A 13362-nucleotide genomic window follows, 5' to 3' on the forward strand; every position below is an offset into this window, starting at 1 on the left:
ATGGAAAACCAGCACAGCCATCATGAACATCACGAACACCAGCATAAGCCACCTGGTGCCAATGAAATGCCAGCAGGGCATAATCATGATCATGCAGCAATGAGTATGGGCGGACCCACCCATCACAAAGAACATGATAGTACCGGTGGCCATGATGAACATGCCGGCCATCATACAGAAGGTTTTTTGAAACGCTTCTGGATATGCCTGGTGGTCACGGTTCCTGTATTATTGCTTTCTCATATGATACAGCAATGGCTGGGGATTGAGTTCACTTTCCCCGGCGATAAATATGTACTGCTCCTGCTGAGCAGTTTTATTTTTTTCTATGGAGGCTGGCCTTTTCTCGTTGGACTGGTGCGGGAACTGAAGGGGAAAAATCCCGGTATGATGACGCTGGTAGCCGTAGCCATTACTACCGCCTACATCTATAGTGTGGCAGTAGTTTTTGGATTGAAGGGAATGGATTTTTTCTGGGAACTGGCTACTTTAATTGATATTATGTTACTGGGGCATTGGCTGGAAATGAAATCTCAGATGGCCGCTTCCCGTGCATTGGAATCGCTGGTTGCCTTAATGCCGTCTGTTGTACATGTAGAGCGCAATGGGCAGGTATCAGATATTCCTTTGCAGGAATTACAGAATAATGATGTGGTCCTTGTCAAACCTGGTGAAAAGATCCCTGCCGATGGTATTATATTAGATGGTAGCTCCGACATTAACGAAAGTATGCTCACTGGTGAAAGCGTCCCGGTTAAGAAGGGGAAAGATGCAAAGGTAATCGGTGGCGCCGTAAATGGCGATGGCGCATTGAAAGTACAGGTGACCGGCGCAGGTAATGATAGTTACCTGAACAAAGTAATTACTATGGTGCAATCCGCACAGGGAGCCAAATCGAACACACAGAACCTTGCCAATAAGGTGGCTAAATGGCTCACCATTGTTTCGATCAGTGTGGGGGTGATTACGTTCATTATATGGCTGTCGGCCGGTAAGGAGTTGTCGTTTGCCCTGGAAAGGATGGTAACGGTGATGGTTACTTCATGCCCTCATGCGCTGGGTGTAGCCATTCCGTTGGTAGTAGCCATATCCACTACGCTGTCTGCTGTTCATGGTCTGTTGATCCGCAACCGCACAGCGTTTGAAAATGCGCGTAAACTAACTACGATCATATTTGATAAGACAGGTACTCTTACAAAAGGTTCCCACGAAGTACAGCAGGTAATTCCATTGACGGAGCAGTACAAAGCGGATGAAATACTACAGTATGCCGCTGCTATTCAACAAAACTCCGAACACCATATCGCGCACGGAGTAATGAGAAAGCTGAAAGAAAAGGGCCTACCCCTGTGGTCTTCTTCTGATTTCAGCTACATGCAGGGCATCGGTGTTACCGGTGTTGTGAATGGTAAGCAGGTCGTAGCTGCCGGTCCCAACTACTTCAAACAGGAAAATAAGCCGGCACCTGCTATTCCTGATGAGGTAGACCAGTCTACTGATACGGTGAATTTTGTGCTGATAGACAATACTCCAGTTGGCATCATCACCTTAGCGGATAGTATCCGTGAAACAGCCGCAGAGGCTATAGCTGAGCTGAGGGCTATGGGTATAAAATCATTTCTTCTTACAGGAGACAATGAAAAGGTAGCTGCCGCAGTAGCTAAGAAACTTAATATGGATGGTTATTTAGCGAATGTGCTGCCACATGAAAAACAAAACAAGGTAAAAGAATTTCAGGATAAAGGGGAAGTAGTAGCTATGACTGGCGATGGCGTAAATGATGCGCCGGCCCTCGCTATGGCAGATGTAGGCATTGCCGTTGGTTCCGGTACCGATGTAGCTGCCGAAACAGCGGATATCATTCTGGTGAACAGCGATCCAAAAGATGTTGTACAGATGATTTCTTTTGGGAAAGCCACTTATCGGAAAATGATCCAGAACCTGGCATGGGCGGTTGGTTATAACGTGATCGCTATCCCACTTGCAGCCGGCGTACTGTATCCCGGCTTTATGTTAAGCCCGGCAATGGGTGCAGTATTAATGAGCCTTAGTACTATCATTGTAGCCATCAACGCTAAGTTATTGAGAGTAAAATAAACCTTAAAACAATCTGATACCAATTTCTTTAAACATCAAAAAAACAGAAAAATGAAAAAGATTATCATCGGCGCTTTAATTATTTCCACCATTACCTTTGCTGCTTGCAATAATAGCAGTAATCAATCTCATGAAGGCCATAACCACGATTCTACTGCTATGGCCGGCGAAGCCATGAAACAGGAAGCAGCACCAACCGATAATTCAGTAGCAGCAGTGAAACCTCAGTTTACAAATGTAGATCCGAAAGCAGCAGCATCTTTGAAACTGGTAGTGGATCACTATCTGCATATCAAAAATGCTTTGGCGGGAGATAACTCCAGCGAAGCCGCAAATGGTGGCAAAGCAATGGCAGAAGCAATGGGAAAAGTAGACAAAGCTGCCCTGACCCCAGAACAACAGAAGCTATATACAGAAAATGAAGACGATCTGAAAGAACATGCAGAGCACATTGGAAAAAACGAAGGTAATATTGAGCACCAGCGTGAACATTTTGCGCAGATGAGCGAGGATGTATATGCCCTTGTAAAGGCTTTCGGTGGCGGACAGGCACTTTATCATGATCACTGCCCGATGTATGACAATAATAAAGGCGCATTGTGGCTGAGTGAAACAAAAGAAGTAAAGAATCCTTATTTCGGTAGCAAAATGGCAACCTGTGGATCTGTTAAAGAGGTAATCAATTAATGTGATTAAGCTCGGCTTTCTGCAAACAGGCTGGATATACCACGTATCTTCTGCCTGTTTGCAGAAAGTTGATAAAGAAACCGCTACCAGGTGATCAATAAAATTATGCTATGCGAAAAGTCAAAATCGTTTTACTTATCCTGCTGGTTGTTTTTGTTCTGATACAATTTATCCGTCCAGCTAAGAATCAAAGTACCAACCAGGAATTGACAGCCGATATTACCGGAATATATACTATCCCAAACGATGTGCAAACCATATTGAAAAATGCTTGTTATGATTGTCATAGCAATAACACGCAATATCCCTGGTATGTCAATATCCAGCCCATAGGCTGGTTTATGGCAGGTCATATCAAAAATGGTAAGAAGGAGTTGAATTTTAATGAATACGGCACCTATTCTTCAAAGCGGCAGCACAATAAGCTGAAGCGCATGAAAGAACAGATAGAAGAAAACAAAATGCCTCTTTCTTCATATACATTGATACATCGGGAGGCCAAGCTGACTGCCAATCAAAAGGAACAGGTAACTAAGTGGATAGATAGCACTTTGAATGCAGCTGAAACCGGATCAACAAATTAAAACCTACAGTTATATGAAACACCTCTTATTACTGGCAATGATTATTTTCCCATTTACAGTATTTGCTCAACATGGCAATACTATGCACACTATGCATAGTATGCCTTCTAACCCACGCAAGGGAGTGATTGAGTATGACTTGTATGTAAACGATACTATTGTAAATTTCTCCGGTAATAAGAGCAGGCATGCAATGGCGATCAACGGCCGGATACCTGCGCCTACCTTATATTTTACGGAAGGTGATACCGCCATAATCCGCGTGCATAACCTCATGCACCATGAAACCTCCATTCACTGGCATGGATTACTACTACCTAACAAAGAAGACGGTGTTCCTTATTTGACCACCGCGCCTGTCCTGCCTGGCACTACCTATACGTTTACTTTTCCCTTAAAACAGAGCGGTACCTTCTGGTATCATTCGCATACCATGCTACAGGAGCAAATTGGCATTTATGGCCCGATTGTAATACAACCCCGTAAAAAGATTTTCCCGGTTGACAAAGATGTGGTTTTGCTTTTCTCCGATTGGACAAACGAAAAGCCTGGTGAAGTATTGAAAACATTAAGGAGAAACGACCCTGCCAGCGAATGGTATGCCATAAAGAAAGGTTACCCGCAAAGCCTTGACAAGCTGTTGCAACACCACTCCTGGGCTGAACGGGTAAAATGGGGATGGAAGCGGATGCCACCTATGGATATGTCAGACGTTTATTATGATAAATTTCTGCTCGCAGGCAGTTCACGCCTGGATCTCTCCCAATACAAACCGGGGGAGAAGCTACGCGTGAGGATCATTAATGGATCTGCAGCATCTTACTTTTATCTACAGTATGCCGGTGGAAAAATGGAGCTAATCGCTGCTGATGGCATCGATGTTCAGCCAGTTAAGATTGACAGGATCCTGATTGGTATTGCAGAAACCTATGATTTTTTAATAACGGTTCCGGCATCCGGTACTTATGAACTGCGTGCCACCTCCCAGGATGTAGCAGGTTATGCCGCGGCGTTTATCGGAAAAGGTGATACCACGTATGCTCCAAATGTTCCCCGTCCCAATGTATGGAAAATGGATGCCATGATGATGGATATGTCCGTGAACTTTCCCGGCAAGATGAGCCACAACATGAAGGGAATGAAGATGGATAATACAGATCATGGGGATATGAAAATGGACAAGGATTCCGGTGAAATGAAAATGGATGATATGCCCGGAATGGATATGGATAAAATGAAGAAAGATACTTCCATGCATATGAACATGTCGACGGATACAATGTCCAATATGAAGGAAATGGACCATGCCGGTATGGATACGGAAAAGGATATGAAAGAGAAAGGCATGAAGAAAAAGCAGCCGGTAAAAGGGATGGATCATATGTATGTGCAACATCAGGAGAAAAAACAGGATGTAAAAAGCAAACATGGTGAAATGAAGATGGATGATAGGCCTGGAATGAATATGGACCACAATAAAGCAGATAATTCTATGCATATGCCGGCTGATACAGTTCCCCGAAAGGATGTGAAGCAGGATACCAGTCATAACATGGAGAATATGGATCATAGCGGGCATACCATGCCCGAAGCTGACAAAAGTGGTTTTGTAATGTTTAACTATGATATGTTGAAAGCAAGGAACAGTACTGTATTTGATAAAAGCCGGCCTGCAAGGAAGGTGGACCTGCAACTTACCGGTAATATGTATCGTTATGTGTGGTCTATTAACAAAAAAATGCTTTCAGAGGCAGACAAAATATTAATCAAAAGAGGTGAGGTAGTGCAGTTTGTTATTGAAAATACAACCATGATGAACCACCCTATGCATTTGCACGGACACTATTTCCGGGTACTGAACAAAAACGGCGACTATTCTCCGCTGAAACATACACTAGATATATCTCCAATGGCAACTGTAACTATCGAGTTTGCGGCTGATGAAGACAAGGACTGGTTTTTCCACTGCCATATTCTTTACCACATGATGAGTGGTATGTCCAGAGTTGTTCACTACGACGGAAGTGTGCGGGATACTGCTTTGGCACCATTTCCCCTGAAAAAATTACTCAAAGAGGAAAAAATGTGGTTTTTATACGGAAGCATTGCTGCCAAGAGCCATATGAGTGAGCTCCAGGCCAACTATATCAATGCCCGCAATGCCTTCCGGGCAGAGGTGAATGCCAACTATAACGGCCAATATGAGGCGAATGTAAGTTACGAACGCTACATAGGTGACTGGTTCCGGCCATATATTGGTTTCAGCACACTCCGGCAGAAATACTACAACGTATTTACCAACAAGCAAACCTTCGAGCAGGATTTTGATCTGCCGGTACTGGGGGTACGTTATACACTACCGTTCTTCATAGATGCTGACCTCCGCGTTAATGCCAAAGGCCGGGTAAGGCTTGAACTGGATGGTGAACAGTGGCTACTGCCCAGGATGTTCTTTAACTGGCGTGTAAATACGGATCAGGAATACCATCTTGACCTGGAATACCTGCTTGCTAAGAAGATATCACTGTCCGGTGGCTATGATTCCAGGTATAAGTGGGGCGGCGGTTTACTGGTTCGTTTTTAATCATTTCAATTTTTATATTTTCAGATTTTCATGGCAAAAAGTAAGCATTATTACATTCGTAAATCACATCGTTATCTGGGTCTTATCCTGGGTATTCAGTTTTTACTCTGGACTATCGGCGGGCTGTACTTCAGTTGGAGCAATATGGACGAAGTGCATGGCGATTTCCAGAAGAAACCGGAACCTCTGTTATCAGCTAGTCTTTCTCTTGTATCCCCTACAGCAGCACTGAATACAATCCGGAAGGCTGCTGGCATAGATTCTGTGTCTTCTCTTCAGTTAATACAAATCCTGGGAAAGCCATATTATCAGATCAGGAGCATGGAGGATGTAAGCAAAGGCCCATCACATGAGCACTCTGGCCACCATCGGATATTTCTTATTGATGCCACCACTGGCCTGGTTCGGCCTGCCCTTTCTCAGCAGGAAGCTGTAGATGTAGCCAAAATACGCTTTAATGGCAATCCAAAGGTAGCATCGGTAGAATATTTAACTGCAACCGATGGACACCATGAATACAGGGAAAGTGCTTTACCGGCATATGCGGTTACGTTTGATCACCCATCTGCCACTACTGTCTATGTATCTGCTGAGCTTGGAACTGTACAGAAATTCCGTAATAACAAGTGGCGGATTTTTGATTTTCTATGGATGTTACATACGATGGACTATCAATCCAGGGATAATATTGGTAACATTTTGTTACGTGCTTTTTCGATATTTGGCCTGGTAACCGTAATGTCAGGTTTTATGCTTTATGCTGTAAGTGCCCGCTGGCTAAAACGTGGTAAAAAACGGGTTGTTGTAAGAAGTTGACAACTGAATATTATTATCAAATGAAAATATCCAGATCCATACAAATTAAAGTATTTTTACTTCTATTCGTATTCTCTATGAATACGTTGGTAGGATTTGCGTGTACGATGGAAGCAGGGATTGTTGGAACCGACCATCATGAGAATGGAGACAGTCATTCTCATGATGCGGGTCACCTTCATGGTAATAAAACGGATCATCAACATTTCTCATTAACACCATCTGCTAATAACAATGATAAAGACAAATGCTGTAATGACAATGTGTTAAAGTTTGAACGAATTGACAAGACGGTTCACTATCCAATAAATACAAGCCTTGAAAGCCCTGCATCAATTTTATATTTGCGCTTATATCGCCTTCTTTTAATTATTTCTACATTCTCTCCTTCAACCAGACTATATCCCCTTTCAAAATGGGCGCCTCCGCCAAATCAGGACATACGTGTGTCTATCCGGTCCTTTCAGATTTGATTTCTGTAACAAGTTACGCAACAGTTTATATATTGAATATTGGCTGCGTAAAACGCAGCCAATATTCCCGTATTTGTTGCTTTAAATATTAATGCTACCAGGCCGAATGTTTTTTGGCAGCGGTAAAATCTGCCATAAACATTCTCAACCCAATAACCCGTTGGTAATTTCCAAAAGTAAGTATCTATTGTAGCCAACAGTATTGGTAGATGTATGGAAACAATTATCCATTAAAAGGAAAAAAATGAAGATCAAACTTGTATTATCTGCCTTCCCTTTTCTGATATTCTTGCTTATGCATAGTTCTGCAATAGCACAATCGCATGAGAAAATGGCTATTCAAAACATATTAAACAGGTATAGATTAGCAATCGAAAAAATAGACACTGCCGATGCTATACTTCTGTTTCAAAAGGATGCAAAAATTTATGAACAAGGGAGTGACGAGGGGCATATCGGGCATTATCTCACTAATCACCTGATTCCAGAATTGAAAATGTTTAAATCCATCAGGTTTACGGACGTGGCGCAAGACGTTTTGGTAAATGGTGGTTATGCCTTTGTTACCGAAATCTATACTTATGCAATTGAGCTAAAGGACGCTAAAACAGTAAAAAACAGAGGCGTTAATACAGTCATGTTGCGGCATACCGTGACGGGTTGGAAAATTATTAACATGCACACTTCTTTTCGTAAAATCAGTTCGTAACCAACAATAGAAAGTAGTATTCAAAAAATATCTATTCAACTAAAAAACAAAATGAAATGGAAACTTTAATTAAAATCTCAATTGCTTTATTTCTTACGGCGTCTTTATTCCTTGGGATGTCTCAAGCACACGCTCAGCAAAAGCATAGCGCCTCCAATCATAGCAATCCCAAAGGCCCACATGGTGGCAAAGTAGAAGAAGCCGGATCATTTCATGCAGAAGTACTAATAAAAGAAGGTAAGGCAATATTCTACCTGCTTGACGACAAAGCCAGGGCTTTGCCGAATTCCGGGGTTACCGGTTCTGTAATGTTGATGTTCTCGGACGGCTCAATGAAAACGATTACACTAACATCGGAGGGCAGTGAGGGGTTTGTTGCCAATGAATCGAAAGCGGTGACCTATACCCAGGCGATTGTAACATTTAAAACGAAAGGGCAAACAGCTACCGCCAAATTTAATGCGGCATCCAGTTCCGCAGACGAGCATTCCGGTCATCGCCATTAGTTAAAATCCTGGGTCATGGTAAATTTTGGTTATGATCGGATGATATCTGGTTACAGATATAACAGTATCATGGCCCAGGTCTATTGTTGATATGTATGATCTATTTGAACTACTTGGACTACATCTTGATTGGTACATTTTAATAGTCTGTTTTCTTCTGTAAAAATTCATCATTTACTAAAGATCAACTAATGAAAAAAGAATATATTCCAGCTCTCCGCTTTAGCTGGCTTACTCAGTTCTATGATTTTATCCTGCAGGTTACTTTCCCTGAGAAAAGAATAAAAAAAGCGTTAATTACGCAATGCGCATTTAGAGAGAATGAGCATGTATTGGATTTTGGAACTGGCACTGCCACCCTTCCTTTGATGATTAAGCAGCGCTACCCGTTAATAACAATCATTGGTATTGATGTTGATAAAAACATTCTTGAAATTGCGGAACGAAAGATCCGGATTGAAAGAGAGTTGCATATTGAACTAATAAATTACAATGGCTTCAAAATTCCGGTTCCTGATAATTTTGTAGATAAGGTGGTTTCCTCACTGGTATTTCATCACCTATCTACCCAACATAAGCGGCTAGCGCTTAAAGAAATTCATCGGATATTGAAACCTGGTGGGGAATTGCATATAGCAGATTTTGGTAAACCGGATAACTTTTTCACCTCAGTGGCTTTTGGCATTTTCAGAAGATTTGATGGGGAGCAAAATACCAGGATAAATGTATTTGGATTATTGCCATATATGATTGATGCAGCGGGTTTTACAAATGTGGAGGAAAATGAGTATTTTAACACTCTTTTTGGTACAGTAAGATTAATTAGAGCTGTTAAAAATGAGCAATTCCCTTACCCTGATTATTCAGCAGTATAAGACAGATACAGAATCTGTTTATAATACATGGTTTATAAATAATGAGGAACGCCTAAAAGCCTTCCGCTCTATACGAAGAGGTGTGAGGCAGGTGGTGGACGATATAAAGAACAGGCAATTCCCGAACGACTTTAAAGGGTCATCGTTGGAATTTGTTTTATCCTGTATTACAGAGCAGAAACAGGTATTTGAAGGCGCCTCCCATCCTTTTTACTGGAAACCCAAGTTGCGTATCCCCGATATTTATGAGAACGAATCCAATAAACAGTCATTCGGGCAGTTTTTGGAAAACTGCCTGAATGCCAAAACTGAGGACCAACTTATTAAAGAGATCATTAAACTGGATGGACTGAAGATTAAAGGTCTTGGCCCCGCTGTAGCAAGTATTTTGTATTTTCTACATCCTACGATTATCCCTCCTTTCAACACCGCCATCATTAATGGATTTAATTCCCTGTTCAAGGATAAAAAGAAACTCGGCAGCTGGAGCGAATATCTGAAGCTCAGGGAGGTGCTGATAGATGCGAACAACCAACATCGTTCACTTTTGTCGTCTGATCTTGGCGCCATCGCCGGCCTTTTGTTTGAGGTCGGCGCCCAGAAACTGGTATTGGGTGGTGATCAGTACCTGTCTGAGGAGGAGCGTAAGAAACTTGAAAAGATGATAGAGAAAAGACGGGAGGAGGTAGAGAAGGAAAAATACGAAGAAGATCTTCACACTGAAATGCAGTATCATTTGTTGAAAATAGGCAAAACGCTGGGGTATGATGTAATTGCTGCTTCCAATGACCGATCCAGATCACATTGCGGAAATAACTTTTCTTTCCTGAGTATTTCTCAGTTTCCTGATATAAACCTGGATAAAGAAACCTTGAATACCGTAAAATTGATAGACGTCCTTTGGTTCAAAAAGGGAACCAACAATGTTATTGCTGCCTTTGAGGTAGAAAAAAGCACCAGTATTTATTCAGGTATATTACGTTTAACAGACCTAAGTTATACCATCGCAGATGGTGATGAGGTTTTTTACCTGATTGTACCGGATAAACGAGAAAAGGATGTTGTGCTTCAGTTATCCCGGCCCGCCATCAAGCAAAATAACGTGGTGATAAAATACATCATGTTCTCTGATCTCCGGCAACATTGTGATGCGCTTTGTAAGTTTGGAGACAGCCACCATATTATGGAGAAAATAGCGAAGGCTGTTTAATGGGTTAAAATTTATTATGTACCGCCGATCATGATAAATTTACATCTATCATTATCCTTCGGCACATATGAACGTTCTTCCTCTGGTTTTTCTTTGTTGTTCTTTTCCACTGTAAATTTTACTACGAATTTAAAGAATTCAGGGATGAATTACAGGGATGGGCCTCCCACTTTTCTTTTCCGTACAGCCCTACGAAGGGCCCTAACTTCTCCATTCATTTTGTAAATTCTTATAAGCCGGCCGAGCCTTGCAAACTTATGTGTTTACTTCCACCAGGCGTCCGACATGCCGAACTCACTACGAGCCTGCGCAATTTGTATATGCCCTTCTTTATTATCATAAATGGGCAATAACGGCTCATTTTCCAGGACAATAGATCGTTTGGAAACAATGGGTGTTTTCATGTTGTACATCCGCGTGCAAATGTGTGTTCTTGTTAGTAAAAGGTTTTGCCTATATACGAATCATTAAAAAATTCGGTTTTGCACGGCTTATAATTTTGCCTATCGCAGTTGTATTGTCAATATTTTACTTGATAGTCGTAAATAACGCCAAAAGGCAACAGCCGGAATTGATCCGGCCGTCCTTTTTTCTCCAATTTCTACTCATCAAGAGTGAGAAAGTTTATATGATGAAATAATGTTATTAAAATTAAACCAGTCCAAGAGGAATTAAGAACTGGTTTTTCATCCATTGTTTGTTAACCCGGTTGTAATATAATAAAGTGCCAAATCAGAAGAAGTTAAAGCAATGTTAATGACCTTATCATGTCATATTATATTTCCAACTATATTTTCACCTGAATTTTTGCGGGTTCACTTGCAACACCTGTGAATTTAGCAATAGCAGTAATCTGAGCTAGTAAATCCGTGTAAATGTCGATTATTAAAACCCTGAATTCTTTTAGCTCTAATGAACTCAATTTTGTAAACCCTTTCCTTTCCATCCTAAAATATGAATGTAGTGGATACTCTAACCGTTTACTGAATTCAGTCTGCATAGTTTTAGAGAGGTCAGCCAGTAATGAATAAATATATTCAATCGGTCGTCTACGGGAAAGACGTGGAACGGAAATAATTGGTATCCCCACAAAGTAGTCCTGATAGGGTTTTATCACTTCTAAAACTAAGGTAGTAGAAAGCCATATCGAGTATTTATAGAATAGTGGGCTATTGTCATCCGGTTTTATTATTCGGTAAAATGTTGGTTCGGATATACCAGTTTCACTAAGGATTTTTTTCTTAAAACGTTGAGGTAGTTCAATAGTGGCCCTGGTTAATTCCCAAATTTCATAACAGGTCATATTCAATTGTTTTTACTTCATTAACAGATTTTTGATCGTCGCGGGTTATTCCAGCCATATAAAAAATAATTTTGATTTTATTTCTTCTTTCCGCCCACCATGTATCACAAAATTTTAAACCTGTATCCTCTGGTGTAAGAAATCGCATAGTTGTTACACCATCTTTGGTACCAATAAAATCAATGGTGTATGTCAAAGCAAAACCGGCAACAATCTCCACCTGATCTTACTGCGGTCACCGTGTACTTCGTAATAATGGGGCTTGCTCCCCTACATGCGGAGTGTTTCTTTCTGTAATATCAGAAAAGGAACTGGATGCTGCGCGGGCGGGAACCTGTACGTAACTGGAAAGTGCTGGCCTTCAACTGGGTAAAATCTTTTGAGAAAGCCCGGCCGCTCCTAAAAAAATCCATCCGCTGTTATCGATGAGATCCCCCCAAGCCAATGTCAGGAAGATCTTATTCCTGTGGAAATGGCTAAGAAAACTCCATTGGCGGTAGCCAATGATAGTGCAGAACGTAAACAATGTGTGTATGAAAAAGAAGATGCTGATTAGTTTTTCTGGTGGCCGGACGAGTGCTTTTATGACGCGATGGTTACTTACCAACAAACAAGATGAATATGATATGATAGTGGTTTTTGCCAACACTGGTAAGGAGCGCGAAGAAACACTTTCTTTTATACAGGAATGTGACAGCCGTTTCCAATTTCATCTAGTTTGGATAGAGAGCCAACCAATATATGAGCGGGGTAAAGGGGTGTCAGCGCGTATAGTTGATTTTGCGACGGCCTCCAGGAATGGGGAACCCTTCGAGGCATTCATAAAAAAGCATGGTATCCCGAATATGGGAGCACCTAAATGTTCCCGCGAGCTGAAAGCATATGCTATCCGTGCGTATGCGCGGTCGATTGGCTGGAAAAAATATACGACCGCCATCGGCATTCGTACCGACGAACGCAGACGTATCAACTGGAAGGAAGCAGAGCGCCAGCGAATAGTTTATCCATTGGTAAACATGATTCCGACCACGAGCCAGGATATTAATATTTTCTGGTCTAAGCAAGAATTTGATCTTCGGCTTTCCAGCTACGAAGGTAATTGTGATTTATGCTGGAAGAAAAGCAAACGGAAGCTACTCACCATCTTACAAGAAAACCCGCAACTAGCGTCGTGGTGGGTAGATATGGAGAAAAAGTATGAAAATTTTGTACCACAAGGTAGCCGGTGTAATCTCCGTATCAAACCACCGCTGCGCTTTTACCGTGACCACCTCTCCATCCACCAATTAATTGAACAATCACAACAGCCCTTCCGGCGTGCCGCCGATGAAAGCCGGGAAGGAATTTCCTGCTCGCAGATGCAGCTATTTCAAAACGAACTTGATAAAGAAGATGCTGGCTGTGCCAACTCCTGCGAAGGTTGGTCGTGACAGCGATAATATAAATAAGTACGCATTGGTGAAATGAAAAGTGAAGTTGTTTATGCGACATGGAAGTTTATTCAGCGGCATCGGTGGC

The 13362-nt window shown here is 41.8% G+C and carries 13 protein-coding genes; 10 read left to right on the forward strand and 3 right to left on the reverse strand.

Features of this window, described 5'->3' with window-relative positions; translation table 11 throughout:
• The 9 genes from UNH61_RS05150 (at position 1) to UNH61_RS05190 (ending at position 10541) form a co-directional block, all read left to right on the forward strand.
• Positions 1 to 2097 carry a heavy metal translocating P-type ATPase gene (locus UNH61_RS05150; RefSeq protein WP_326991056.1) on the forward strand — a complete coding sequence of 699 codons (2097 nt, stop codon included), beginning with the start codon at positions 1 to 3 and terminating at the stop codon, positions 2095 to 2097.
• Between the two features lie 51 nt (positions 2098 to 2148).
• Complete coding sequence (locus UNH61_RS05155) at positions 2149 to 2784, forward strand: DUF3347 domain-containing protein (RefSeq protein ID WP_326991057.1); 636 nt, start codon at positions 2149 to 2151, stop codon at positions 2782 to 2784.
• A 110-nt stretch (positions 2785 to 2894) separates the two neighbouring features.
• A complete protein-coding gene (locus tag UNH61_RS05160) occupies positions 2895 to 3368 on the forward strand; it encodes a heme-binding domain-containing protein (RefSeq protein ID WP_326991058.1) in 474 nt (157 codons plus the stop codon).
• A 13-nt stretch (positions 3369 to 3381) separates the two neighbouring features.
• Entirely contained in the window at positions 3382 to 5952 is a 2571-nt protein-coding gene (locus tag UNH61_RS05165) for a multicopper oxidase domain-containing protein (protein WP_326991059.1), read from the forward strand.
• Between the two features lie 30 nt (positions 5953 to 5982).
• Positions 5983 to 6768, forward strand: coding sequence for a hypothetical protein (locus tag UNH61_RS05170; protein WP_326991060.1), 786 nt, complete (start codon positions 5983 to 5985; stop codon positions 6766 to 6768).
• Positions 6769 to 7485: 717 nt separating this feature from the next.
• Entirely contained in the window at positions 7486 to 7950 is a 465-nt protein-coding gene (locus UNH61_RS05175; RefSeq protein WP_326991061.1) for a nuclear transport factor 2 family protein, read from the forward strand.
• Between the two features lie 116 nt (positions 7951 to 8066).
• Complete coding sequence (locus tag UNH61_RS05180) at positions 8067 to 8456, forward strand: hypothetical protein (RefSeq protein WP_326991062.1); 390 nt, start codon at positions 8067 to 8069, stop codon at positions 8454 to 8456.
• 191 nt (positions 8457 to 8647) lie between these two features.
• Positions 8648 to 9331 carry a class I SAM-dependent methyltransferase gene (locus tag UNH61_RS05185; RefSeq protein WP_326991063.1) on the forward strand — a complete coding sequence of 228 codons (684 nt, stop codon included), beginning with the start codon at positions 8648 to 8650 and terminating at the stop codon, positions 9329 to 9331.
• Positions 9294 to 10541 (forward strand): type II restriction endonuclease, encoded by a 1248-nt coding sequence (locus tag UNH61_RS05190; protein ID WP_326991064.1) that lies wholly within the window; start codon positions 9294 to 9296, stop codon positions 10539 to 10541. The genes UNH61_RS05185 and UNH61_RS05190 overlap by 38 nt, the downstream gene beginning before the upstream one ends.
• Positions 10542 to 10804: 263 nt before the next feature.
• Here the strand turns inward: UNH61_RS05190 and UNH61_RS05195 are convergent, their stop codons facing one another.
• The 3 genes from UNH61_RS05195 to UNH61_RS05205 all read right to left on the reverse strand — a co-directional run bounded on the left by UNH61_RS05195 (position 10805) and on the right by UNH61_RS05205 (position 12064).
• On the reverse strand, positions 10805 to 10945 hold the full coding sequence (locus UNH61_RS05195) for a hypothetical protein (RefSeq protein ID WP_326991065.1): 141 nt from the start codon (positions 10943 to 10945) through the stop codon (positions 10805 to 10807).
• A 383-nt stretch (positions 10946 to 11328) separates the two neighbouring features.
• Complete coding sequence (locus tag UNH61_RS05200) at positions 11329 to 11844, reverse strand: hypothetical protein (protein WP_326991066.1); 516 nt, start codon at positions 11842 to 11844, stop codon at positions 11329 to 11331.
• Positions 11831 to 12064, reverse strand: a complete 234-nt coding sequence (locus UNH61_RS05205; RefSeq protein WP_326991067.1) for a hypothetical protein — start codon at positions 12062 to 12064, stop codon at positions 11831 to 11833. The genes UNH61_RS05200 and UNH61_RS05205 overlap by 14 nt, the downstream gene beginning before the upstream one ends.
• A gap of 313 nt (positions 12065 to 12377) precedes the next feature.
• Here UNH61_RS05205 and UNH61_RS05210 point away from each other — a divergent pair, with 313 nt between their 5' ends.
• Positions 12378 to 13274 (forward strand): phosphoadenosine phosphosulfate reductase family protein, encoded by an 897-nt coding sequence (locus tag UNH61_RS05210; RefSeq protein ID WP_326991068.1) that lies wholly within the window; start codon positions 12378 to 12380, stop codon positions 13272 to 13274.
• The last annotated feature ends 88 nt before the right edge of the window (positions 13275 to 13362 follow it).

It is taken from the genome of Chitinophaga sp. 180180018-3, assembly GCF_037893185.1.
GTDB lineage: Bacteria > Bacteroidota > Bacteroidia > Chitinophagales > Chitinophagaceae > Chitinophaga.